Below are 24,496 nucleotides of genomic sequence, written 5' to 3'. Positions count from 1 at the left end.
CCTTCCCTCCCGCGGCCTGCTGAAACCCCGGCGTGCGGCACCTCACCGAGCCCCCGGCGCGCGCGATCGGCGCGTGATAGAACCATCTTTCCAGCGTCTCGCGGTTCGTGGGCGGGTGGACGTGCGGGCGTTCCGCTTCGTCAGCGGTAGCTTGGCGGTCGACGGTGACCAACAAGATGCCCGCTGGTTAGCTGCAACCAGACGAAACCGGGTGTAAGGCTGGTCTCGGCGACCGATAATTTACGGCGATCGAAAGCGGTCAGGCACCGCCGGCACTGCAGAAAACGAGGCGCAGCATGGGGCAGGAATCGACGACCGGCGCGGACACGTCCGCGAACGGCGGGGAGAAGGCCGACCCCGCGACGGTTTTCGCCGCCCTCGCCGAGATCATCTACCAGGGCTCGGACGTCAACCAGATGTACGCCGCCATCTGCGTTGCCGCCACCTTGACCGTCCGCGGCTGCGACCACGCCAGCCTGCTGGTGCGCGAGAACGACAGATACGTCACCGTGGGCGCCAGTGACAGGCTGGCCGAAGCCATAGACGACCTCGAACGACGCGCCGGCGACGGTCCGTGCATCGACGCCATCGAGGAAGAGACGCCACAGATCGACACGGACCTGACCACGTCGTCGATGTGGCCCAAGCTGGCCGCCGTCCTGGTCGCCGAGACACCGGTGCGCGGCGCGATGGGGTTTCGGCTGCTGGTCGACAAGCGCAAAGGCGCCGCACTGAATCTGTTCAGCGACACCCCGAACATGTTCGACGCCGAGTCCGCCGGGCGGGCGGCGGTGCTGGCCGCATTCGCCAGCGTCGCGATCAATGCCGTCAACAAAGGCGAGGACGCGGCGAGCCTGCGCCGCGGGTTGATGAGCAACCGCGAGATCGGCAAGGCCGTCGGCATGCTGATGATGCTGCACGAAATGAGCGAGGACGACGCGTTCGATCTGCTGCGGCGCCACTCCCAGGCACTCAACGTCAAGCTGGCCGAGGTCGCCCGGGAGGTCATCGAACACCGCGGTCAGCTGCCGGTCCCCGGCGACAACCAGGTTCCGCCGAACGCGTAGCGGCGGCTACTCGGGAAGCCGCAGCTCGGGCTTTTCGACCTCTTCGATGTTGACGTCCTTGAAGGTGACCACCCGTACCTGCTTGACGAACCGCGCCGGCCGGTACATGTCCCACACCCAGGCGTCGGACAGCCGCAGCTCGAAGTAGACCTCGCCGTCGGCGTTCTTCGGCGTCATCTCCACGCTGTTGGCCAGGTAGAAGCGCCGTTCGGTCTCCACGACGTAGCTGAATTGGCCGACGATGTCCTTGTATTCGCGGTACAGCGAGAGCTCCATCTCGGTTTCATACTTTTCGAGATCTTCTGCACTCATCTGCTCAGACGTCCTTCTCCCAGACAGCGTTCCCCGGACATCCCGGCGGTAGCTGCCGTTCGCCGGGGTGGGAATCCTGATCCCATCTTTCCTCACCGTATCCGTCCCGCTGCAGCGGTGGGTCCGGTTGGCAGTCGGCCACCACCCGACTGCCCGACCCGTCGGCCACCCGCCGCACGTTGATGAACGAATAACGATGCTCGGGGCACGGGCCCAGCCGGGCCAGCGCCGTGCTGTGCGCGGGCGTGCTGTAGCCCTTGTGCAGCGCGAAGCCGTAGCCCGGATGGTCGGCCTCCATGGCGACCATCAACCGGTCCCGGCTGACCTTCGCCAGCACACTGGCCGCCGCGATGCACGCCGCGACCGCGTCGCCCCCGATGACCGGCAGCGACGGGACGGCCAGCCCGGGCACCCGGAAGCCGTCGCTCAGCACATAGCCGGGCCGCACGGACAGCCCGGCGACGGCACGGCGCATCCCCTCGATGTTGGCGACATGCACGCCGCGCCGGTCCACCTCGGCGGGCGGGATGAACACCACGTGATAGGCCAGCGCGTAGCGGCGGATCAGCGGAAACAGCTTCTCCCGGGCGGCCTCGGTGAGCTTCTTGGAATCATCAAGCGCGGCAAGGCTTTCCATTCGCCCCGGGCCGAGCACGCAGGCCGCCACCACCAGCGGTCCGGCGCAGGCGCCGCGGCCCACCTCGTCGACGCCGGCCACCGGGCCCAACCCGCTGCGGTACAGCGCCGATTCCAGGGTGCGCAACCCCGATGATTTACGGATCACCGTCCGCGGCGGCCACGTCGTGGCCATGGCTACCGATTCTGCTGCGGGTTCACCGATCCCACGCCGCCCCACCGGGATGGCGGCCACACGATGAACCTGGCTTTTCCGATCACGTTGGACACCGGCACGGTTCCCGACGTCGGGTCGCCGGTGCACAGCACGCCCTTGAGGGCCTCGGCCGGCACGCTGGTGCAGTGGGCCCGCGAATCCGCCGAGTGCGTCCGGTTGTCGCCCATCACCCACAGCCGTCCGGCCGGGACGTGAACCGGCCCGAACTCACTGCCCAGGCACGGGTACACCGACGGGTCGGCGGCCATGGTGTTGCGATCCAGGTACGGCTCCTTCAGCGGCTTGCCGTCGACCGTCAATCCGGTGTCGGCCCGGCATTGCACCGTCTGCCCGCCCACCGCGATGACCCGTTTGACCAGGTCGTTCTCGTCGGGCGGCACGAAGCCGACGAAGGACAGCCCGTTCTGCACCCAGCGCAGCACGGTGTTGTTGGACCGGATCGACTTGTAGCCGAGGTTCCACGGCGGCGGACCCTTGAAGACGATGACGTCACCGGGGCGCGGCGCGCTGAAGCGGTAGCTGACCTTGTCGACCATGATCCGGTCGCCGACGCAGCCCGTGCAGCCGTGCAGCGTGGGCTCCATGGATTCCGACGGGATCAGGTAGGGGCGCGCCACGAACGTCAACATGACGTAGTAGAGGACGACGGCGATCACCGCCAGGAGCGCGAACTCGCGCAACGTCGAACGCTTGGGGTCCTCGGGTTCGCCCTCGTCGGGCGTCTCGGTCGCCGGCCCCGGTTCGGGGACCGATCCGGCCGTCGTCGCGGCCTCGTCGGGGCGCGTCTCAGGGTTGCGGGTAGAGACCTTCGGATCTGACTCGCCGGCGTGGGGCTCGGGCTTCGATGAATCCGCGGTATCGGTCACGAGATCAGCGTAGCCAGCGCATGTTGGGGCCGCCCAGACCGGCGCACCGGCGAAACGGTGGGACGAATCAGCAGCGCCACCAAGGCGTCCCGGCTCAGCGCTTCTCCTTGATCTTGGCCTTCTTGCCGCGCAGTTCACGCAGGTAGTACAGCTTCGCGCGGCGGACGTCACCGCGAGTCACCACTTGGATGTGGTCGATGTTGGGCGAGTGCACCGGGAAGGTCCGCTCGACGCCGACGCCATAGCTTTCCTTGCGCACGGTGAAGGTCTCGCGGATGCCACCGCCCTGACGACGGATCACCACGCCCTTGAATACCTGGATGCGCTCCTTGGCGCCCTCGATGACCTTGACGTGCACGTTGATGGTGTCGCCCGGGCCGAACACCGGGATATCGTCGCGCAGCGACGCCTGATCGACGAAGTCCAGCCGGTTCATGCGAGACACTTCCTTGAGGTCGCGGCCGACGACAGCGACCCACACGCGGGTGTGAGGCGGTCGCCCAGCCGATGGTTTCGGGCTTACTGGCGTATCTCGCAGCGGGCGGGAAACGGCCCAACCGGCCTGCGACCCCTGGAGACAACTGGTCAATTGTGCCAGACGGGGCGCGTGCTGCGAAAATCACAGCCTGGTCGGCGGTTCGTAACGCGCCAAACGCGCTGGTAAATGGTACATATGACTGGGGTCAGAACGCGCTACCCGTGCAGGGGCGTGATGGCCGGTGCAGGTGGCGCGAGGGTCCCGCTGTTGCACTGTGTCGAAGTCTCGCCGGAGGAGTCGAATGCGGGTACGTCCGCTGACGCTGTTCACCGCCACGGCGGCGGTGACGTTGGTGGTTGCCGCCGGTTCCGAGGCGCTGGTCCAGGCGAAGGTGTACGACCTGCCGGTCACTGCGCCCGTCCGGGTCATCTCCGCGCCACCCACCTCGACTCCCCCGCAGTCGACCACGCTGATGCTCGAGGCGGCCACACCCCCGCAGCCGGCCCAGGCGCTACCGGGGCCTGGGTTCGGCCAGTTGCAGGCCCGCGTCCAGCAGGCCGCCGACGAGGCCGCCGGCAGCGGCGCCGCCCTGTCGGTGGCCATCCTCGATCGCAACACCCATCAGCTGATCTCCAATGGCAACAGCCAGGTCATCGGCACCGCGTCGGTGGCCAAGCTGTTCATCGCAGACGATCTGCTGCTGCACGAGTCCGAAGGCAAGGCGCCGCTGAGCGCCGACGACCGCCAGGCACTGGACATCATGCTGCAGTCATCCGACGACGGCGCGGCCGAGAAGTTCTGGGGGGAGGGCGGTGGAGCCGCGATCATCACGGAGGTCGCGTCCCGCTATGGCCTGTCCTCCACCACCCCGCCCAGCGACGGGCGGTGGTGGAACACGATGAGCTCGGTGACCGACCTGATCCGCTACTACCAGATGCTGCTGGACGGATCGGGAGGCCTGCCGGCCGATGACGCCAGGATCATCGTGAACGACCTGGCGCAGTCCACCCCCACCGGGCTCGACGGCTACCCGCAGCGGTTCGGCATCCCGGACGGTCTGTACGCCGAGCCGGTCGCGGTCAAGCAGGGCTGGATGTGCTGCATCGGCAGCGACTGGATGCATCTGTCCACCGGCGTGATCGGGGCCGATCACCGCTACATCATGGTGGTCCAGTCCCTGCAGCCCGCCGACGACGCCACCGCCCGCGACACCATCACCCGGGCGGTCAGGACGATATTTCCCGAGGGCCGCGTCGAGGTGCCCCGGCACGGGCTCTGACGGGCTCAATCGCTTTCGGGCTCAATTACTTCGGGCTCAACCAGTTCGGGCCGGCGTTCGCGGGTGCGCTGCAACGAGATCTCCCGGCGCCACGCGGCGATTCGCGCGTGGTCACCCGACAGCAGCACCTCGGGGACGTCGAGCCCGCGCCAGCTCGGCGGCCGGGTGTAGCTGGGCCCCTCCAGGCGCCGGTCCAGCGCCGGTGAGTGCGAATCCTCGCGGTGCGACGCGGGATTGCCAAGCACCCCGTCGAGCAGGCGCAGCACGGCCTCTATCATCACCACGGCCGCCGACTCGCCGCCCGGCAGCACGTAGTCGCCGATCGAGACCTCTTCGACCCGCATCCGCCCCGCGGCGTCCTCGATGACCCGCTGATCGATGCCCTCGTAACGGCCACACGCGAACACCAGGTGGTTCTCGGCGCTCCAGCGCGCGGCCGTCGCCTGCGTGAACAACCGCCCGGCGGGGGTGGGAACGACCAAAAGTGTTTCCTCGGAGGCGATCTCATCGAGCGCCTCACCCCACACCGGCGCCTTCATCACCATCCCGGGACCGCCGCCGTAGGGGGAATCGTCGACCGAGCGGTGCACGTCATACGTCCAGCGCCGCAGGTCGTGCACCTGCAGATCGACCAGGCCGGACTGGATCGCCTTGCCGGGCAACGATTGCCGCAGCGGGTCCAGATAGGCCGGAAAGATCGTGACGACGTCGATTCTCATATTGCAGGCCTACAGGTCCAGCAGGCCTTCGGGCGGGTCGATCTCGACGGTGCCGTCGTCCAGCGACACCGACGTGACGATCGCGGACACGAACGGCACCAACACTTCCCGCTTCTCGTCGCCCGAATCCCGCCGCACCGCCAACAGTTCACCCGCGGCGGTGTGCAGCACCTCGGCCACGACTCCGATCTGCTCGCCCGCGGTGGTGCGCACGCGCAGGCCCTCGAGCTGATGGTCGTAGTAGGTGTCCGCCTCGTCGATGTCGGGCAAGTCGCCGGAATCGACGACGAACAGGGTGCCGCGCAGCGCGTCGGCCGCGTCACGGTCGGTGACACCGGCCAGCCGCACCAGCAGCCGCCCGCCGTGTTCGCGCGCGCTCTCGACGGTGAGCTCACGCTCCCAGCCGGTGCGGGAATGCTTGGCGCGCAACGCGTTACCCGGTGCGAAGCGGGCGTCGGGATCGTCGGTGCGAACCTCGACGACCACCTCGCCGGTGATGCCGTGGGCTTTCACCACGCGCCCGACGGTCAACTCCAACGGAGTTCCATGAGCAGCGCTGCCCTACTGGTCGGTGTCCACCACGTCGACGCGGATGCCGCGACCGCCGATGCCGGCGACCAGGGTGCGCAGTGCGGTCGCGGTGCGGCCGCCGCGCCCAATCACCTTGCCCAGATCGTCGGGATGGACGTGAACCTCGACCGTCCGCCCGCGGCGGCTGGTCACCATGTCGACCCGGACGTCGTCGGGGTTGTCGACAATCCCGCGAACCAGGTGCTCAACAGCGTCAACGACAACCGTACTCATCGCCGCGGTCAGCTTTCGGTGGTCGGCTCGGCCTGCTCGCCGCCCTCGGCGGGCGCCTCGGCCTCAGCGGCGTTCTCCGCCGGGGTCTCGGCGGCGGCCTCCGGCTCGGCGGCCTCGTCCGCGCCCTTGGCGGCCTTCTTGGCCGGGGCCTTCTTCTTCGGCTTCGCGGCCTCGGTGGTCGGTCCGCCGTCGGCGTCGGCCAGCGCGGCGTTGAACAGCTCCAGCTTGCTGGGCTTGGCCGGGGCGGCCTTCAGGCGGCCCTCGGCGCCGGGCAGGCCCTTGAACTTCTGCCAGTCGCCGGTGATCTGCAGCAGCTTGCGGACCGGCTCGGTGGGCTGAGCCCCCACGGACAGCCAGTACTGGGCGCGCTCGGAGTTGATCTCGATGAGGCTCGGGTCTTCCTTCGGGTGGTAGCGGCCGATGACCTCGATGGAGCGGCCGTCGCGGCGGGTACGGGCGTCGGCGACGGAGATGCGGTACTGGGGATTGCGGATCTTGCCAAGCCGGGTGAGCTTGATCTTGACAGCCATGGTTAAGCGAATTCTCCTGTGTGTGTCACGCTGCAATTCAGCGATCGGGGCGGGATGCCCGGATCCGGTTTTGCCTCGCGTGTATGACCGGTCGGCGATGCGTGATCGCGCGGCGGACAGCCGCCTATTCTGCCAGAACAGCCGCGACGATCAGAAATCGCGCGACACGCGGGGATCACATCACTTTCTGGAAGACCTTGGTCTCCGCCCGCCGGGTCATGCGCCAGCCTTCGGGCGTGCGCAGGAACTCGTCGTCGTACCAGAGCCCGCAGAAAAGCACCTGGTCCTTGTCACCGCCGAGCACCATCGGGTTGAAGCAGATCACCCGTGACGAGGCCTTGTCCCCGTCGATCCGGACCGAGAAGTTGCCCAGCATGTGTGCGTACACCGGGAAGTTGGGCAGCACCTCGGCCAGCCACTTCTTCACCTCCGGGTACTGACCCTCGATGCCGCCCAGAGCCGTGTAGTCGATGTAGGCGTCCGGCGTGAAGACCTTGTCCAGATCGTCGAATCGCCGGTTGTCGATGGCGGTGGAGTAATCCACCAGAAGCTGCTGGATCTCGAGTCGATCCGAGATCTCTTCCAGGCTCAACATGCATCGGACAGTACTGAAGATCCGCCGCGAACAGGGTCGGAAGTTAGACTTTGCGGCCATGCGGAAGCTCACGGCCCTGGGGTTCAGGATGGCCGCTACCCTGCTCGCGCTCGGTACCTGCACCGCCACCGTCACCATGTCCCCCGCCTGGGCGGACAACTCGCAGCCGGTCGGCTCGATTCCCATTCCCGACGGGCCGGCCCGAACCTGGATCATCGCCGACCTGGACAGCGGTCAGGTGCTGGCCGGCCGCGACCAGGATGTCGCCCACCCGCCGGCGAGCACCATCAAGACGCTGTTGGCCCAGGTGGTGCTGGACTCGGTGAGCCTGGACTCCACGGTGGTCGCCGACGTCGCCGACACCCAGGTGGAGTGCAACTGCGTCGGGATCAAACCGGGCCGCACCTACACCGCGCGCCAACTGCTGGACGGCCTGCTGTTGGTCTCCGGTAACGACGCCGCCAACACGCTGGCGCACATGCTGGGTGGACCGGACGTCACGGTGGCCAAGATGAACGCCAAGGCGGCCTCGCTGGGCGCCACCAACACGCACGCCGCGACACCTTCCGGCCTGGACGGGCCCGGGGGTTCGGGCGCGTCGACGGCGCACGACCTGGCGGTAATCTTCCGCGCGGCGATGGCCAATCCGGTGTTCGCGCAGATCACCGCCGAGCCGTCGGCGATGTTCCCCGGCGACAACGGCGATCACCCGATCGAAAACCAGGACGAGCTGTTGCAGCGCTATCCCGGCGCGATCGGCGGCAAGACCGGCTTCACCAACGCCGCCCGCAAGACCTTCGTCGGGGCCGCCGCGCGCGGGGGCCGCCGGCTGGTGATCGCCATGATGTACGGGCTGATCAAAGAGGGCGGACCGACGTACTGGGATCAGGCGGCGACGCTGTTCGACTGGGGATTCTCGCAGAGCCCGCAGTCCAGCATCGGCTCGCTGTAGCTTTTCGTCAGGAATCCGGCAACGCCGCGGTCAGCAACGCCATCAGCACCGGAATGCGTTGCGCCGCAACCTCAGGCTGCGGCAACACCCCCTCGATCACCGCGGCCCCGTCGAACACGTTGCGCATCAGCGCCACCAGGACCAGGAAGGTGTCCTCGGGAAAGACCTCGATGCCCGGCATCGCACGGGCCACGTCGTCGATCTTCGCGGCGTACTGCGCGAGCTCGTGTTGCAAAGTGTCCCTGAGCTTTTCGTCGGTGCGCGCCGCGACGGTCAGCTCGTAGATCACGGCGTTGGTCGGGCCGCTGGTGAGCTCCCGCAAAATCTCCAGCACCGCTTGCAGCGCCGGGCGGTCGGCCGGTATCTCGGCGACCCCCTTGGTGAACGACTCCAGCTGACGGCGCAACACCTCCGAGGCAGTCGCGGCCATGAAATCGCCCATGGTGTCGAAGTGCCGGAACAGCGCACCCACCGACACCCCGGCCCGCTTGGCGATGACCGCCGCCGACGCCTTGGCGTAGCCGACCTCGATGATGGTGGCGATGCAGGCGTCGATGAGCCGTCCGACGGTCTCCTCGCGGCGCTGCTGCTGGGTTCTGGCCATGTCAGGCGGTAACGCCCAGCGCGCCGCGCTCGTGACGGGGGCGCTCCCCCGCCCGCAGGTAGCGGCCCGACCGCACGGATTGTCCATAGCCATCCCGGAATTCGCCTTTGGAATGGCTTCCGCCGAAGACGACCACGCCGCCCACGCCGGTGGCGACCACGGCGTCGTCGTTGCGGTTGACCATGCGCCGCAGGCCACCGTAGAACGGCACCGCCTCCTCGTGGTAGCCGTCAACGGATTCGTCGAGCCCGGCCGGGTCGATCACCACGAAATCCGCACGGTCGCCCTGGCGTAGCGTGCCGGCGTCGATGCCGAACCACTCGCCCAGTTCACCGGTGAGCCGGTGCACGGCGTGCTCGATCGACATGAAGGGTGCGCCCGCGCGGTACGCGTCCCGGGTGCGCTTGAGCATCCGCAGCCCGAAGTTGTAGAAGGCCATGTTGCGCAGGTGCGCACCGGCATCCGAGAAGCCCATGTGCACACTGCCTTCGGTGGCGAGCGCATCCAGCAGCTTGGGGCGATGGTTGGCGACGACGGTCGTCCACCGGACATTGCGTTCACCGTTCTCGACGAGCACGTCCAGGAACGCGTCGAGCGGGTGCAGCTTGCGCTCGTCGGCGATCGCGCCAAAGCTCTTGCCGATCAACGACTTGTCCGGGCATTCGACGATGACCGCGTCGTGGAAGTCGCGGTGCCACAGCGACGGCCCGAGCTTGATGCGGTCGAACTCGCGCCGGAACTTCCGGCGGTATTCCTTGTCCGCCAGTAACTCGTTGCGCTCCAACTGGTCCCGCAGGTGCAGGGCCGCCGTTCCGGCGCCGAACTCTTCGAAGACCGGCAGGTCGATTCCGTCGGAGTACAACTCGAACGGCACCGGCAGGTGCTGGAATTTCACGCTGGCACCTAGGAGCTTGTTCAGCAGGCGAGTGCCCGGGCCGAACACGTAGACCGACAACGGCATCGATTTGGCGTCGGCGGATACCAGCATGCTCATCCGAACGCCCTTGCCCCAGTTAAGCATTCGGCTGCTGGCCAGGAAGAAGAGCATTCCGGTCGACGGCTTGGCCACGTTGGGGGCGCTCTGCAGAATCCGGCCGCGCTTGCGCAGCACCTTGATCAGTCTGCGCCGTTCCCGCCACGTCGCGAAGGTGGACGGCAGGGCGCGTGAGCGGAACCGTTCGCCGTCGAGTTTGTCGATGGGCGCGTCCATCCCGGACATGCCAAGCACACCGGCGTCCAGGGCCTCGTCCAGCAGGTCGGCCATCTTCGCCAACTCGGCCTCGGTGGGCCGCACCGCGGCGTCGGTGGCCCGGTCCAGTCCCAGCACCGCGGTCCGCAGGTCCGAATGACCAAGCAGTGAACCGACATTGGGCCCCAGCGGCAGGGCGTCGATCGCCTTGATGTACTCCGCGGCCGTCGACCAGGTCCGGTTGGAATCCAGCGCGCCGAAGACGTGTTCGCGTGGCACCGCCTCCACCCTGCTGAACAGGTCGGCGGCGTCCCGGGAATCGGCGTAGACCGTCGACAACGAACAGTTGCCCAGCAGCACCGTGGTGACGCCGTGGCGCACCGACTCGCGCAGCCCGGGATCCAGCAGCACCTCGGCGTCGTAGTGGGTGTGCACGTCGAGGAAGCCGGGCACCACCCACTTGCCGGCCGCGTCGATCACCTCGGGGCACCCGGTCTCGTCCAGCGCCTCGGTGGAGACCGTGGCCACGACGCCGTCGCGGATGCCGAGCGTGCGCGTCAGCGGGGCGCTGCCGGTGCCGTCGAACCACAATCCGTCGCGAACGATCACGTCGTAGGCCATGGTTTCCTCCATGTCGTCGATGCCCGGAACGCTAACATAGATAGCGATCACTCGCAATCTTTTCGGGCAGACACGCCGGCCCGCTGAAGGCTGCTAATTGATTGTGGGTCAGCGATCAGTTCTGAGGCCGAAACGGCGCCGCCGTCGGCGCGGCGCTGGGCGCGTGCAGCTCCGGGCTCTGCGGACCCGAGCCGGGTTCCGGCACGGCCACGGCCGGCGGCACCTCGCCCGTCCGGCTCGCCACCGTGGGTACCCTGATCACGGCCGACTGCTGGCCGCACTCATCCGTTCGCACGGTGACGACCTCCTCGCCGACGAACTCGCCGTTGGGCTGCGGCCGCAGCGCGAGCACCATGGTGGTGCCCTGCGTGGACTGCGATCCGTCCGGCCCCACGCACGGGAAGTCGAGGTCCACCGGCGCGGACTGCCACTCGCCGTTGGTGAACTTCATGAAGAGGGATCCCCCGCCGGGTGACATCCCCTGCATGTGGTCGTTGTCGTCGAGCTGCATCGCGGCGGCGGAGCAGCCCTCCGGCTTGCACGACGACCGGAACGCCCACCACGTTCTGACATCCGGCGGCTGCGGATCGGCGACGTAGTTATATGTCTGCTTGGTGCGTTCGGCCTCGATGCGGTAGCTGCCGTCGAGTGGGGCAGGCGGGGGCGCCGGGGTGGTCGGCGCCGGACCGGCGACCTGCTTAGGTGTGGTGGCGGTGTGGCGCCCGATGGCGATGCCCGCGACCAGCGCCCCGGCGACGATTGCCACCGCCGCGGCCCCCAACAAGACCTTTCGCGGCCTGCGCTTCAGGGGCACGTCCGGTTCGTCCGGCGTCGTGGCCGCGACGTCCTCCGGCGCTGCCGCCGTGTCCATTTCGTCGTCGTCCGGCTCAGGTTCGGGTTCGGGTTCGGGGCGTTCACCCGTCGACAGGCCTGCCAGTTCGCTTGCCGCCCGGGCGAAGTCGTGACACGTTTCGAATCGGTCGTCGGGTCGTTCGGCGAGCGCCTTGGCGAAGACGCTGTCCAGGTGCGCCAGCTCGGGACGCTGGTCGCTGAGCCGCGGCAGCTTGCCGTCGCGGTGCCGGCGCAGCGCGGCCACGGGGTCGGCATGCGCAACCGGCGGCGCGCCGGTCAGCAGGTGAAATGCGGTGGCCGCCAACGCGTACTGGTCGGCGCGCCCGTCGACGTCGTCGCCACTCAACTGTTCCGGCGCCGCGTAAGCAACACTGACCTGCGTCGCGTCGTCCGCTGCCCGCACGAGTTGCAGGCCTATGCCGAAGTCGGTCAACAGGATTCGTTGTTCTCCGCCGGCACGATCGGTCAGCAGGATGTTGGCCGGTTTCACATCGCGATGCGTCAGCCCCCGCAAGTGGGCGTGGTCGAGGGCGCCGGCGATGGCGGTGACCATGGCCAGCACCTCGTCGACCGGCGAAACGGCGGGGAACCGGTCGGTCATGAGCTGGGCGGCGCTGGTGCCTTCGACGTATTCCATCGCGATGTAGAGCCGGCCGTCGAACTGGCCGCGCTCGTGCACCTCGACGATGTGGGGGTTGTGCAGGTTGACGACGACCGGGGTTTCCTCCCGGAACCGCGCCTTGAACTCGGTGTCCGCCGACAGCTCGCGGGACAGCACCTTCAACGCCTGCCGGCGCATCGACTGGGGATCCTGGACGAGGTAGACCTCACCCGTCACTCCCGAACCCAGCCCTCGCGACACGATGTAGCCGGCAAAGCTCGCGCCACTGGGCAACGACATTCGGCGATCCTATCCGCCCGCGCACTGGGGCGCGCGGCTAAGCGGCCGGCGAACGAAAGATCTTGCCGCGCAGCATGATCAGATCAGGACTGTTCAGCACGGCGGCGCCCGAACGCGGGTCGGTCGAGTAGCACAGCAGGTCCGCCGAGGCGCCGTGATCGAGGCCGGGCCGGCCGAGCCAGCGACGCGCGTCCCAGCAGGCCGCGCCCAGCGCCTCGGTCGGAGTCATCCCGATGCTCTTGAGCGCCTCGACCTCGTCGGCGATGCGCCCGGGCGCGACCATCGTGCCGGCGTCGCTGCCGGCGTAGATCGGCACGCCCGCGTCGCGGGCCGCGCCGATCCGGGACAGGCCGCGCGCGTGCAGCTCACGCATGTGCGCCGCATACGCCGGATACTTCGCGGCGGCGTCGGCGATCCCGGGGAAGTTCTCCACGATGTTGACCAGCGTCGGGACCAGCACGGTCCCGTGCTCGACCATCAGCTCGATGGTGTCGTCGGTCAGTCCGGTGCCGTGTTCGATGCAGTCGATGCCGGCGTTGATCAGGCCGGGCAGCGCGTCCTCACTGAAGACGTGCGCGGTGACCCGGGCGCCGTGGGCGTGCGCGGTCTCGATCGCGGCCTTGAGCACGTCGTCGGACCACAACGGGGCGAGATCGCCGACGCCGCGGTCGATCCAGTCGCCGACCAGCTTGATCCAGCCGTCGCCGCGCTTGGCCTCCTGCGCGACCGCGTCAGGCAGTTGCCAATCGTCTTCGAGCTCCCGCGAGAAGCCCGCCGCGTACCGCTTGGGCCTGGCCAGGTGCTTTCCGGCGCGGATGATGCGGGGCAGATCGTCGCGATCGTCGAGGCTGCGCGTGTCGGTCGGCGAGCCGCAGTCGCGCAACAACAGCGCGCCGACATCGCGTTCGATCTCGGCCTGGGCGATCGCGTCGTCCAGCGGGATCTCGCCGTGGTCGCCGAGGCCGACGTGGCAGTGGGCGTCGACCAGCCCGGGCACGATCCAGCCGCCGTCGAAGACGGTGTCGGCGCCGGCGACCGGTTCGGCGCTGATGCGGCCGTCGACGATCCACAGTTCGATCTCGGTTTCGTCGGGCAGCCCCACGCCCCGCACGTGCATGCGCACCGGGCGGCTACCGGCTTCCGGTCCAACGGTGACGACCCGCTTCGCCCGGCTCCACCGCGCTCGCGATCGTCACGACTTGCCCGGGAACTTGAGCTTGGACAGGTCGAAGTCGGCCAGACCGGGCGGCAGCTCGTTGAGGCCTTCGGGCATCTGCGACAGGTCCGGGAACCCGGCCGGCATGCCCTGCATCAGGGGGTTGCGCACCTTCGGCGGCGTTGGGCCGCGTCCGCCCTTCTTGCCCTTTTTGCCCGCCTTGCCCTTCGCTCCCTTCGACTTTCGCGTCGCCGACTTGCGGCCCAGACCGGGGATGCCCATGCCGCCGAGCATCGACGACATCATCTTGCGGGCCTCGAAGAAGCGGTCCACCAGCTGGTTGACCTCCGACACCGTGACGCCCGAGCCGTTGGCGATGCGCAGCCGCCGCGACGCGTTGATGATCTTCGGGTCGGCGCGCTCGGCGGGCGTCATGCCGCGGATGATGGCCTGCAGGCGGTCGAGCTGGCTGTCGTCGACCTGGGCCAGCGCGTCCTTCATCTGCCCGGCGCCGGGCAGCATGCCGAGCAGGTTGCCGATCGGGCCCATCTTGCGGATGGCCAGCATCTGTTCCAGGAAGTCCTCGAGCGTGAGCTCGCCGCTGCCGATCTTGACGGCGGCGGCCTCGGCCTGTTCGGCGTCGAAGACCTGCTCGGCCTGCTCGATCAGGCTCAGCACGTCGCCCATGCCCAGGATGCGGCTCGACATCCGGTCGGGATGGAAGACGTCGAAGTCCTCTAGCTTCTCGCCGGTGGAGGCGAAAAGGATTGGGACGCCGGTCACCTCGCGGACCGAGAGCGCCGCGCCACCGCGGGCGTCACCGTCCAGCTTGGTCAGCACCACACCGGTGAAGCCGACGCCCTCGCGGAACGCCTCCGCAGTGGTGACGGCGTCCTGACCGATCATCGCGTCCAGCACGAACAGGACTTCGTCGGGATTGATCGCCGCACGGATCGCCGCGGCCTGCGACATCAGCTCGTCGTCGATGCCCAGCCGGCCGGCGGTGTCGACGATGACGACGTCGAAGTGCTTGGCCTGCGCCTCGGCGAGGCCGGCGGCCGCGACCGCGACCGGGTCGCCGGGCCCGGATCCGGGCGACTCGCCGGGATGCGGCGCGAACACCGGTACGCCGGCCCGTTCACCGACGACCTGCAGCTGGTTCACCGCGGCCGGGCGCTGCAGGTCGCACGCCACCAGCAGCGGGGTGTGCCCCTGGCCGCGCAGCCAGGAGGCCAGCTTGCCGGCCAGCGACGTCTTACCCGAACCCTGCAGACCGGCGAGCATCACCACAGTCGGCGGCGTCTTGGCGAACGCCAGCTGCCGGGTCTCCCCGCCCAGGATGCCGATGAGTTCTTCGTTGACGATCTTGACGACCTGCTGCGCCGGGTTGAGGGCCCCGGAGACCTCGGCGCCCTTGGCGCGGTCCTTGATCCGGGTGACGAAGGCGCGCACCACGGGCAGCGACACGTCTGCTTCCAGCAGCGCCAGCCGGATCTCGCGGGTGGTGGCCTCGATATCGGCGTCGGTCAATCGACCCTTGCCGCGCAACCCGGCAAGGGCACCGGTCAAACGGTCGGACAGCGATTCAAACACCCCGCCAGCCTAGTGGTACTCCCAGCGCTGCCTGCTGGGCGCGGGCTCCGCGACACATAAATCACGCAGAAGACCGGCCGGGCAACGTCACCGTGGCTTATGTTTCGGCAAGGAGATGACGAAGGGGTCAGGCTCATGCTCGAGGTGATCGACAAGGGGTCCTGCAGCGAAGCGCATCCGGTGCCGCTGCTCTTCGTGCACGGCGGCTGGCACGGCGCATGGTGCTGGGAACACTTCCTGGACTTCTTCGCCGACGCCGGCTACCGCGCGGTCGCGATGAGCCTGCGCGGACACGGCGCCAGCCCCACGGCCAAGCCGCTGCCGAAGGTGTCGATCGCCGACTACATCGACGACGTCAGTTCCGTGGCCGACGACCTGGGCGGCGCGCCGGTCCTGGTCGGCCATTCCCTGGGCGGCTTCGTGATCCAGCGCTACCTCGAAGATCGCCGCGCCCCGGCCGCCGTGCTGGTGGGCTCGGTGCCGCCGCAGGGCGTGCTCACCCTGGCGTTGCGGGTGTGGCGCCGCCGGCCGTCGATGACGCTGGAATCGTGGAGCGATCCCACGCTGCTGAGATTCCTCGCGACCCCGGCGCTGGCCCGCGAATACCTGTTCTGCGCCGACACGCCCGAGGCCGTCGTCGAATCCTGCCGGCAGCGCGCCGGGGCTGAGAGCGTCCGCGCCGCGATGACCGACCCGATCGTCCGGCGCGTCCGGACCAAGCGGGTGACCACGCCGATGCTGGTGCTGGGCGCCGAGTACGACGGCTTCGTCAGCGTCCGCGAGGTGCGCAACACGGCGCGCGCCTACCGGACCGAGCCGGAATTCTTTTCCATGGGCCACAACATGATGCTCGAACCGGGCTGGGCCGACGTTGCCGGACGCATCCATGAATGGCTGCAGACCCGCGAAACGGTGAGCCCGACACGATAGCCAGTCGAGTCGTTACTGCGCCGAAAAGCGTTGGCGTGCTAGATTTCACAGCCGCGACTCAACCGAGTCAGCCGCGTCGACGAGTAACGAACGGGGGGCCTGTGTCGGTGCCGCTCAGCAGCATCCAGGCGCGGGCCGACAGCGTTCCCGGCGACACCAGCGGCACCGGCGTGCTGCGTGGCTGGCAGCGCAGGGCGCTGGTCAAGTACCTCGCCGCCCAGCCGCGCGATTTCCTGGCGGTGGCCACCCCGGGCTCGGGGAAAACGACCTTCGCCCTGCGGGTCGCGGCCGAACTGCTCGGCCAGCGGGCCGTCGAGCACGTCACCGTGGTGGTGCCCACCGAGCACCTGAAGGTGCAGTGGGCGCAGGCCGCGCAGCGCTATGGCCTCGCCCTGGACCCGAAGTTCTCCAACGGCAACGCGCGGATCGCCCCGGAGTACCACGGCGTGATGGTCACCTACGCCCAGGTCGCCGCGCATCCGACGCTGCACCGGGTGCGCACCGAGCAGCGCAAGACCCTGGTCATCCTCGACGAGATCCACCACGGCGGCGACGCCAAGACGTGGGGCGACGCGATCCGCGAGGCGTTCGGCGACGCCACCCGACGGCTCGCCCTGACGGGGACGCCCTTTCGCAGCGACGACAGCCCCATCCCGTTCGTGACGTACGAGGCCGGTCCCGACGGGATACGGCGCTCGCAGGCCGACCACACCTACGGCTACACCGACGCCCTCGCCGACGGCGTGGTGCGGCCGGTGGTCTTCCTCGCCTACTCGGGGGAGGCCCGGTGGCGCGACAGCGCCGGCGAGGAGCACGCGGCCCGCCTCGGCGAGCCGCTGTCCGCCGAGCAGACCGCGCGCGCGTGGCGCACCGCGCTGGACCCCGCCGGCGAATGGATGCCCGCGGTGATCACCGCCGCGGATCTGCGGCTGCGCCAGCTGCGCACGCACATACCCGATGCCGGCGGCATGATCATCGCCTCCGATCAGACCGCGGCCCGGGCCTACGCCGTCCTGCTGACCAAGCTGACCGGCGAGGCGCCGACGCTGGTGCTCTCCGACGATCCCGGATCGTCGGCGCGCATCAGCGACTTCGCCGCGAGCAGCAGCCGCTGGCTGGTCGCGGTGCGCATGGTCTCCGAAGGCGTCGACGTGCCGCGGCTGTCGGTCGGGATCTACGCCACCAGTGCCTCGACGCCGCTGTTCTTCGCCCAGGCCATCGGCCGGTTCGTGCGGTCGCGGCGGCCGGGTGAGATCGCGAGCATCTTCGTGCCGTCGGTGCCGAACCTGCTGCAGCTGGCCAGCGAGCTGGAGGCCCAGCGCAACCACGTGCTCGGCGAGCCGCACCGCGTATCCGAGGGCGACCCGCTCGAGAACGATCCCGCCACCAAGACGCAGGACGAGAAGAGCGACCTCGACAAGGGGTTCACCTCGTTGGGCGCCGACGCCGAACTCGATCAGCTCATCTTCGACGGCTCGTCGTTCGGCACCGCGGCCGCGGCCGGCAGCGACGAGGAGGCCGACTATCTCGGCATCCCGGGCCTGCTCGATGCCGAGCAGATGCGCGCGCTGCTGCACCAGCGCCAGGACGAGCAGCTGCAGAAGCGGGCCCAACTAGCAAAACAAGGCGGCCCGCTGTCGGGCGTCGAGGCCCCGCCGGCCACCGTGCACGGCCAGCTTCGGGAGCTGCGCCGCGAGCTGAACACCCTGGTGTCGATCGCCCATCACCGCACCGGCAAGCCGCATGGCTGGATCCACAACGAACTGCGGCGCCGCTGCGGTGGCCCCCCGATCGCCGCGGCGAGCCGCGAACAGCTGCGCGCGCGCATCGATGCCGTACGGCAGCTCAACGCCGAGCATTCGTGAGCGGCCGGCCGATGGACTTCAGTTCCCTCACCTAAGTTTCGATCAATATCGTTGCCCCGCAGAGAGATACCTCACCGCCGCCCAGCGGCACGAAGCAAAACGCCACGGTCCAGTCAGAAAATCCAGGTCCAAAGGCTGCGGCTGAGCCCCAAATGGCAGAGGGAGAGGAATCCCGATGTCACCGACGTGGACCCAAACATGTCAGCAAGTGAGTCAAGGGCTCCTATCGGAGCAGATATTTGGTTCGAAGTGAAGCTTCGGTGTCGCCGTGGATCTGCTAGCCCTCGACATGTATAGCGGTACAGCGTCGTTCCGAGTCCCAGCACGATGAACTTGGTCGCATTGCAGGGCCCTAGACCTCTTGAACCAAATATCTGTTCCGTCTAGACTGATGGGATCGGGCTGGAAAATTCCGGGCAGCGTCATGAGACGTGATCGCCAAGCGCGAGGAGTTGTGGCGAACGCGAGAATTGTGGTGAAGCGGGGAAGGCGATCTCCCGGCTCGTAGATACGGAATAGCATTATGACACAACGTGTCCCGACAGGAGGCCGGGTCGGCGATGCTCCACCAGCGTCCGCCCAGGCCAACGATGACCACGCCTATCGGCAGCGCCGCCGGGGCGTATACGTGCTCGCCATCGTATGTGTCGTCTTCTTTGTCGTTGTCATTTCGGCGTGCTATATCGCGGCCGCACAGTATGGCTACGGCACCGGGTTTGGTGACGGTAAGGAACTTTCGGCCCGCGTACCGCCGCTGGGCGGCACCGGCTTTTGGGGCGACCTGGGATTGCTGGCTGGGGCTGTCGTTATCGACCTGATCATCTTGTTCGTCTGGTACTTCGCGGCCAGTCGGTTGGACAACCCGAGTGTGGACGATCCCGTTGCGCCGGACGAAAGCGATGTCGACCTGAAAGACGGCGCGTCGTGGTACGTCGTCGACGTCCCCGGCTTGACCAAGTTCTTGATGGTGGTTGCCATCGGCTGCCTAGTTGGCATCGTCGTCGGTGCCTCGGCAGTCCTGCCGGTGGTCGCCATTCGTTACGGATGGGTCCTATGAGCGATCAGACCAGCGTGAGCAATGCGAAGATCGCACAAACCACATACCGTGCCGTTCCGGCAACAGACGGGCCGGTGGTCCGGGCTGCTGATCGCTGGTTGATCACCGGCGCGGTTCTTGCCGGGAGCCTGATCTTCAGCCTGGCCGGGCTGATCGTCATCGCCATCGGGTTTATCAAGACCGCACGCGCGAAGGCCTCCGGTGAATTTGTCCGCCCTGCTGCGGTCACGCTGTTCGGAATCTTCGCCATGGTCGATGCTGCGGCCAACTTCCTTGGCTGGTCGCTGGATCTGTGGGCCCACGACACACGCATCGTGCAATGGGGACTCACGGGTTGGGGCCGGCTCGCCGATGCCGCCTATTACCTGGGTTACAACAGCCTTTGGGCCGGCGGCTCGGCGGCAGCCGGTGAAAAGAGCTGGGAAGTGTTTTGCATCCTGGGTGTATTTCCGGCCCGCATGGTGGCGGCGTACGGTTTCATCAAACTCAAGCGGTGGGGATACCGGTGGATGATCATCACCAGCTGGGCCTACGTCATGCTCTGGCTCGGTTACATCGTCAACATGGTGATGAACTTCCCGGCGCGCTTCGGGTCGAGTGTGTTCGGCGTCACCGGCTGGTGGGTATTCGACATCTGGTACATGACACCGTTTTTGACATTGCCATGGCTTTATGCAATCGACAGGCGGCGCTGGAGCCGATTCTGATGTCAGGTCTCGATCAGGAGCCTCGGGCGGTCAAGCAACACAGCTAGGCGCCGTTTCGCTTGGTGGATAGGATCTTTCGCACTCCAGACACCATCAGTCGTGCGGCGCCTTCCATCAGGAGCCTCAGTCAGTTTCAGGCCTAGTCCCCGACGGGTTCCTCGAGCACCTCGACCGCGGGGCCGCCCAACACCGCCAGCAGGCTCTGCTCGACCACGTCCCGCGCGCCGTGCTCGGCGCCGCCGGCCGCCTCGGCCACTTCGGCCGACACCGTCACGCAGAACACGTCCGCCGCCGTCGACCCGAAGGTGTTGACCTTCGCCCAGACGATGTCGGCGCCCGCCCGTTCCAGCGCGCGGGTCAGCAGGGCGAGCAGCCCGAGTCGGTCCATGGCGCGCACCTCGACGATCAACTGGTCGAGTGAGGCCGAGTCGACCCACAGGATGCGGGGCGGGGCGCTCGACCGGGTGACGGGCACCCCGACCTGGACCTCGCCGGCCCGGCCGGTCGCGGCGCTGACGGCGTCGCTGTCGCGCTTCTCCAACGTGCCCAGCACGTCGACGTCACCGGCAAGCGCGCCGGTGAACTGCTGGCGCAGCAGACCCGCTTCCGGCGGCGAACCGAACAGCGGCGACACCACGAATTCGACGATCGCGAATCCCTCGTGGGTGCTGGCCGAGGCCGAATGGATGCGCAGCGAGTTCAGCGCCAGCACCGCGGCGCCCTTCGATACCAGCCCCCGCTGGTCCGGCGCGGCCATCACCACGTCCAGGCGCTCACCACCGCTGGGCCTGATGTCCACATGCACGCCGCGATGCGCGGCAAGCGAAAGATCTTGAGGCGCAGCGGGTTCCACCTCGGGCAGCGACTCCCCCGCCATCACCAGCCGGCAGCGCCGGACCAGCTCCTCGATCAGCGACGCCTTCCACTCGCTCCACACCCCGGGGCCGGTGGCCTTGGAATCCGCCTCGGTCAGCGCGTGCAGAACTTCGAGCAGCAGCGCGTCCCCGCTCAACGATTTCACCACGCGCTCAATGGTTTTGGGGTCATTGAGATCGCTGCGGGTGGCCACCATCGGCAGCAGCAGGTGGTGACGGACCAGTTGCGCCAGCAGCTCGACCTCGATCGGCGGTATGCCCAGCCTGGGACCGATCTCCAGCGCCAGGCCCGCGCCGAGCACGCTGTGATCGACGCCGCGACCCTTGCCGATGTCGTGCAGCAGCGCGCCGAGCGCGAGCAGGTCGGGCCGCGCCACCCGGGTGGACAGCGGTGCGGCGTTGACGGCCGTCTCGATGACGTGGCGGTCCACCGTCCATTTGTGCGCGACGTCGCGGGGCGGCAGGTCGCGGATGGCGTCCCACTCCGGCAGCAGCCGGCCCCACAGCCCGGTGCGGTCCAGCGCTTCGATCGTCGCCACCGTGGTCGGGCCGGCGGACAGCACAACCAGCAAATCGTCCAACGCCTCTCGCGGCCACGGCACCGGCATCTCGGGCGCGTTGGCGGCCAGCCGGCTCAGCGTGGCGGCGCCGATCGGCAATCCGGTATCGGCCGATGCGGCGGCCACCCGCAACACCAGACCCACGTCGGTATCGGGGCGTGCGTCGCGGGCAAGCACGATCTCTCCGGCATATTCGACGACGCCCTCGTCCAGCGGGCGGCGCTTGGGGCGCCGCACCAGGGCCGTCACCCCGCGGCGCGGCAGCGCGTTCTCGGCGGTCCGAATGCCGGTCTCGGCGTGGTAGGCGATGGTGCGCCCGGCATCGGATAGCTTGCGCGCCAAGTCGAATCGGTCCCCGATGTGCAGGGCCGCGCTGATCTCGTCGGCGTATTGGGCCTGCAGCTGATCGCGCCCGCGCCCCGACACCCGGTGCAGCTCGGTGCGCACGTCGAGCAGCGTCAGGTGGGCGTCGTCGAGGGACCCCCCGGGTGATTCCGGACGCGCCATGCCGTGGCGGTCGATCAGTTGGGCCACGCCCAGCGCGTCGAGCAGTTGGACATCGCGAAGGCCGCCGCGACCCGACTTCAGGTCCGGCTCGGCGCGCTGAGCGATGCGGCCACACCGGTCCCAGCGGGCCTGCGTCATTTCGACGAGCTCATTCATGCGGGAGCGAATTGCGCTGCGCCACTGGCGCCGAGCGCCGGCGATCAGTTCGTCGGACAGCCGCGCGTCGCCGGCGATGTGGCGGGCGTCCAACATGCCCAACGCCGCGATCATGTCCGCATTGGCGACGCCGAGGGCCCCGGAAACGGTCCGCACGCTGTGGTCGAGCCGAACGTTGGCGTCCCACAACGGATACCACAACTTGTCGGCGACCTTGCCCAGTACGTCGTCGGACTTGTTGTCGTGCAACAACATCAAATCGAGGTCGGAATGCGGCAACAGCTCATGGCGACCCAGTCCGCCGATCCCGACGACCGCGAAGCCGCTGTCATCGGTGATCCCGATCTCGGCGGCCTTGGCCATCAACCATGATTCGTGCAGATCCAGCCAGGCGTGCCGCAGTTCTGCGGCGTGCAGCTTGCTGCCCTCAGACAGCAGTTGGCGCCGCGAGGCAGCCAGATCGACTGCCCCGCAGGCGCTTTCTGTCCCGCTCAGGTGCCCGGACGAGTCGGGGTCGTTCGGGCTCATGCCCTCCCGGCCCGCCCGGGTCGAATCAGCAATTGACAGCGAATGTCATAGCGCATCGGTTCCACGCTCGCCGGTGCGCACCCGCACGATGGTTTCCACGGGGCTCACCCACACTTTGCCGTCACCGATCTTGCCGGTGCGCGCGGCCCGGACGATGCTGTCCACGACCTTGTCGACGATGGAGTCGTCGACGACGACCTCGATGCGCACCTTGGGCACGAAGTCGACCGAGTATTCGGCGCCCCGGTAAACCTCGGTGTGGCCCTTCTGCCGTCCGTAGCCCTGGATTTCGCTGACCGTCATCCCCAGGACGCCTGCGTCCTCGAGACTGGTCTTCACGTCATCGAGCGTGAACGGCTTTACGATCGCGGTGATCAGCTTCATGACTGCTCTGCCTCCACTTTGTCGCCCACTCGCTCCTCCTCCAGGCCGTTGCGGGTATCCGCCACAGCGACCCGGGGCGGCAGAACCGAACCGGTAGCCACGGCGAAATCGTATCCACTCTCGGCATGCTCGGCCTCGTCGATACCCGCGGCTTCCGCCTCCGGGTTGAGACGAAGCCCGATGGTGTACTTCAGGATCAACGCCAGGATCAGCGTAACCACCCCAGAGTAGATGAGGACACTGAACGCGCCGACTGCCTGCCGCTCGAGCTGGTCCCAGCCGCCGCCGTAGAACAGTCCCTTGGACACCCCGGTGACGCCGTTGATGGCCGGGCTCTCCGGTGCGGCGAGCAGCCCCACCAGCAGGGTGCCGGCCAGACCGCCGACCAGGTGCACCCCGACCACGTCGAGCGAGTCGTCAAAGCCCAGCCTGAACTTCAGGCCGACCGCCAGCGCGCACACCACGCCGGCCACCAGGCCCACCACCAGCGCGCCCAGCACGTTGACCGACGAGCACGACGGCGTGATGGCGACCAGGCCGGCGACGATGCCGGACGCCGCGCCCAGCGTCGTCGCCTTGCCGTCGCGGATGCGTTCGGTGAGCATCCAGCCCAGCATCGCGGTGGCCGTCGCGACCGTAGTGGTGATGAAGGTCGACCCGGCCACACCGTTGGAGTTGGTGGCCGATCCGGCGTTGAACCCGTACCAACCGAACCACAGCAACCCGGCACCGAGCATCACGAACGGCAGGTTGTGCGGCCGGAACAACGTGGTGGGCCAACCGCGCCGCTTGCCCAGCACGATCGCCAGCATCAGGCCCGCCACACCGGAATTGATGTGGACCGCGGTCCCGCCGGCGAAGTCGATCGCGTGCAGCTTGTTCGCGATCCAGCCGCCCTTCTCCGACGCGAAGCCGTCGAACGCGAAAACCCAGTGGGCGACTGGGAAATAGACGAACGTCGCCCACAGGCCGGCGAATACCAGCCACGCACCGAACTTCAGCCGGTCGGACACCGCGCCCGAGATCAGGGCGACGGTGATGATCGCGAACATCAGCTGGAACGCAACGAACACCGTGGCGGGCAGGGTGCCCGCCAGCGGGATATCCGTTGCCGCAGTGCCTTTGCTCGGATCGGCGGCCACCGCGTTGACCCCGATGAGGCCTTTCAGCCCCCAAAACGAGGTCGGCTTTCCTACGACACCGGCGCCGGCGTCGTCGCCGAAGGCGAGCGAATAGCCGTAGAGCACCCACAGCACGGTGACCACGCCCATCGCGCTGATGCTCATCATGAGCATGTTCAAAACGCTTCGGGCGCGCACCATGCCGCCGTAGAAAAACGCCAGACCCGGCGTCATCAACAGCACCAGCGCGGAACTGGCCAACATCCAGGCGGTATCGCCGGTATTGGGCTGGCCCAGTATCGGGTATGTCACTCGCAATCTCCTCCGGTCGGCCCACGATTGGCCGCCAGACATGCGTCTGATGACCTGTCCAGAACATTGCGAGATTGTTGTTTCGGCGATGGTGCGGCCGTGTTTCAGCGGGATTAACGTCCC

At 68.0% G+C, this 24,496-nt stretch carries 24 protein-coding genes; 7 read left to right on the top strand and 17 right to left on the bottom strand.

Annotation, left to right across the window (positions count from 1 at the left end):
• The first annotated feature begins 296 nt into the window (after positions 1–296).
• Complete coding sequence (locus tag A5732_RS17655; RefSeq protein WP_076051701.1) at positions 297–1,067, top strand: GAF and ANTAR domain-containing protein; 771 nt, start codon at positions 297–299, stop codon at positions 1,065–1,067.
• A 6-nt stretch (positions 1,068–1,073) separates the two neighbouring features.
• Here the strand turns inward: A5732_RS17655 and A5732_RS17650 are convergent, their stop codons facing one another.
• From A5732_RS17650 to rplS, 4 genes are all read right to left on the bottom strand, one after another.
• Complete coding sequence (locus tag A5732_RS17650; RefSeq protein WP_064954476.1) at positions 1,074–1,379, bottom strand: DUF2469 domain-containing protein; 306 nt, start codon at positions 1,377–1,379, stop codon at positions 1,074–1,076.
• Positions 1,380–1,383: 4 nt separating this feature from the next.
• Positions 1,384–2,190 (bottom strand): ribonuclease HII, encoded by an 807-nt coding sequence (locus tag A5732_RS17645; protein WP_076051700.1) that lies wholly within the window; start codon positions 2,188–2,190, stop codon positions 1,384–1,386.
• Between the two features lie 2 nt (positions 2,191–2,192).
• Positions 2,193–3,098: a signal peptidase I gene (lepB, locus tag A5732_RS17640; RefSeq protein ID WP_076051699.1), complete on the bottom strand. Its 906-nt coding sequence runs from the start codon at positions 3,096–3,098 to the stop codon at positions 2,193–2,195.
• 94 nt (positions 3,099–3,192) lie between these two features.
• Positions 3,193–3,534, bottom strand: a complete 342-nt coding sequence (gene rplS, locus A5732_RS17635) for a 50S ribosomal protein L19 (RefSeq protein ID WP_064877853.1) — start codon at positions 3,532–3,534, stop codon at positions 3,193–3,195.
• A gap of 343 nt (positions 3,535–3,877) precedes the next feature.
• On the opposite strand from rplS, the gene A5732_RS17630 reads away from it, so the two are divergent.
• Positions 3,878–4,855, top strand: a complete 978-nt coding sequence (locus tag A5732_RS17630; protein ID WP_076102884.1) for a hypothetical protein — start codon at positions 3,878–3,880, stop codon at positions 4,853–4,855.
• Between the two features lie 5 nt (positions 4,856–4,860).
• Here A5732_RS17630 and trmD read toward each other — a convergent pair whose 3' ends face one another.
• The 5 genes from trmD to A5732_RS17605 form a co-directional block, all read right to left on the bottom strand.
• Positions 4,861–5,574, bottom strand: coding sequence for a tRNA (guanosine(37)-N1)-methyltransferase TrmD (trmD, locus tag A5732_RS17625; protein WP_076102883.1), 714 nt, complete (start codon positions 5,572–5,574; stop codon positions 4,861–4,863).
• A 9-nt stretch (positions 5,575–5,583) separates the two neighbouring features.
• Positions 5,584–6,111, bottom strand: coding sequence for a ribosome maturation factor RimM (gene rimM, locus A5732_RS17620; RefSeq protein ID WP_076051696.1), 528 nt, complete (start codon positions 6,109–6,111; stop codon positions 5,584–5,586).
• Between the two features lie 24 nt (positions 6,112–6,135).
• Entirely contained in the window at positions 6,136–6,378 is a 243-nt protein-coding gene (locus A5732_RS17615) for an RNA-binding protein (protein ID WP_003878715.1), read from the bottom strand.
• Positions 6,379–6,386: 8 nt separating this feature from the next.
• A complete protein-coding gene (gene rpsP / locus A5732_RS17610; RefSeq protein WP_076051694.1) occupies positions 6,387–6,908 on the bottom strand; it encodes a 30S ribosomal protein S16 in 522 nt (173 codons plus the stop codon).
• A gap of 175 nt (positions 6,909–7,083) precedes the next feature.
• The gene (locus tag A5732_RS17605) at positions 7,084–7,503 is read right to left on the bottom strand and encodes a nuclear transport factor 2 family protein (protein WP_076051693.1); all 420 of its coding nucleotides are present in this window, start codon (positions 7,501–7,503) and stop codon (positions 7,084–7,086) included.
• A 58-nt stretch (positions 7,504–7,561) separates the two neighbouring features.
• Between A5732_RS17605 and A5732_RS17600 the strand changes: the two genes are divergently transcribed.
• Positions 7,562–8,455 (top strand): D-alanyl-D-alanine carboxypeptidase family protein, encoded by an 894-nt coding sequence (locus tag A5732_RS17600; RefSeq protein ID WP_076051959.1) that lies wholly within the window; start codon positions 7,562–7,564, stop codon positions 8,453–8,455.
• 7 nt (positions 8,456–8,462) lie between these two features.
• On the opposite strand, the gene A5732_RS17595 is transcribed toward A5732_RS17600, so the two are convergent.
• From A5732_RS17595 to ffh, 5 genes are all read right to left on the bottom strand, one after another.
• Positions 8,463–9,059, bottom strand: coding sequence for a TetR/AcrR family transcriptional regulator (locus tag A5732_RS17595; RefSeq protein ID WP_076051692.1), 597 nt, complete (start codon positions 9,057–9,059; stop codon positions 8,463–8,465).
• A gap of 1 nt (position 9,060) precedes the next feature.
• The gene (locus tag A5732_RS17590) at positions 9,061–10,881 is read right to left on the bottom strand and encodes an N-acyl-D-amino-acid deacylase family protein (RefSeq protein ID WP_076102882.1); all 1,821 of its coding nucleotides are present in this window, start codon (positions 10,879–10,881) and stop codon (positions 9,061–9,063) included.
• A 103-nt stretch (positions 10,882–10,984) separates the two neighbouring features.
• Positions 10,985–12,622 carry a serine/threonine-protein kinase gene (locus A5732_RS17585; protein ID WP_076102881.1) on the bottom strand — a complete coding sequence of 546 codons (1,638 nt, stop codon included), beginning with the start codon at positions 12,620–12,622 and terminating at the stop codon, positions 10,985–10,987.
• A gap of 37 nt (positions 12,623–12,659) precedes the next feature.
• Positions 12,660–13,739, bottom strand: a complete 1,080-nt coding sequence (locus tag A5732_RS17580; protein WP_142256639.1) for a metal-dependent hydrolase family protein — start codon at positions 13,737–13,739, stop codon at positions 12,660–12,662.
• 75 nt (positions 13,740–13,814) lie between these two features.
• On the bottom strand, positions 13,815–15,371 hold the full coding sequence (gene ffh / locus A5732_RS17575) for a signal recognition particle protein (protein WP_076102879.1): 1,557 nt from the start codon (positions 15,369–15,371) through the stop codon (positions 13,815–13,817).
• Between the two features lie 135 nt (positions 15,372–15,506).
• Between ffh and A5732_RS17570 the strand changes: the two genes are divergently transcribed.
• The 4 genes from A5732_RS17570 to A5732_RS17555 all read left to right on the top strand — a co-directional run bounded on the left by A5732_RS17570 (position 15,507) and on the right by A5732_RS17555 (position 19,930).
• Positions 15,507–16,301, top strand: coding sequence for an alpha/beta hydrolase (locus tag A5732_RS17570; RefSeq protein WP_075236220.1), 795 nt, complete (start codon positions 15,507–15,509; stop codon positions 16,299–16,301).
• A 101-nt stretch (positions 16,302–16,402) separates the two neighbouring features.
• Positions 16,403–18,166: a DEAD/DEAH box helicase gene (locus A5732_RS17565; RefSeq protein WP_076102878.1), complete on the top strand. Its 1,764-nt coding sequence runs from the start codon at positions 16,403–16,405 to the stop codon at positions 18,164–18,166.
• Between the two features lie 628 nt (positions 18,167–18,794).
• On the top strand, positions 18,795–19,223 hold the full coding sequence (locus A5732_RS17560; protein ID WP_076051686.1) for a hypothetical protein: 429 nt from the start codon (positions 18,795–18,797) through the stop codon (positions 19,221–19,223).
• Positions 19,220–19,930, top strand: coding sequence for a hypothetical protein (locus A5732_RS17555; RefSeq protein ID WP_081396051.1), 711 nt, complete (start codon positions 19,220–19,222; stop codon positions 19,928–19,930). Before A5732_RS17560 ends, A5732_RS17555 begins: the two co-directional genes overlap by 4 nt.
• A gap of 139 nt (positions 19,931–20,069) precedes the next feature.
• Here the strand turns inward: A5732_RS17555 and A5732_RS17550 are convergent, their stop codons facing one another.
• Genes A5732_RS17550 through A5732_RS17540 form a run of 3 tightly spaced genes read right to left on the bottom strand, consistent with a single transcriptional unit; the run spans position 20,070 to position 24,415 of the window.
• Positions 20,070–22,556, bottom strand: coding sequence for a [protein-PII] uridylyltransferase (locus A5732_RS17550; protein WP_076102876.1), 2,487 nt, complete (start codon positions 22,554–22,556; stop codon positions 20,070–20,072).
• A gap of 45 nt (positions 22,557–22,601) precedes the next feature.
• Complete coding sequence (glnB, locus tag A5732_RS17545) at positions 22,602–22,940, bottom strand: nitrogen regulatory protein P-II (RefSeq protein WP_003878721.1); 339 nt, start codon at positions 22,938–22,940, stop codon at positions 22,602–22,604.
• Positions 22,937–24,415: an ammonium transporter gene (locus A5732_RS17540; protein ID WP_076051683.1), complete on the bottom strand. Its 1,479-nt coding sequence runs from the start codon at positions 24,413–24,415 to the stop codon at positions 22,937–22,939. The genes glnB and A5732_RS17540 overlap by 4 nt, the downstream gene beginning before the upstream one ends.
• Positions 24,416–24,496: the final 81 nt, after the last annotated feature.

The organism is Mycobacterium colombiense (genome assembly GCF_001953985.1).
Lineage (GTDB): Bacteria > Actinomycetota > Actinomycetes > Mycobacteriales > Mycobacteriaceae > Mycobacterium > Mycobacterium colombiense_B.
Note: the sequence above shows the minus strand (reverse complement) of the source record. Positions and strands in the feature narration are given on the sequence as shown.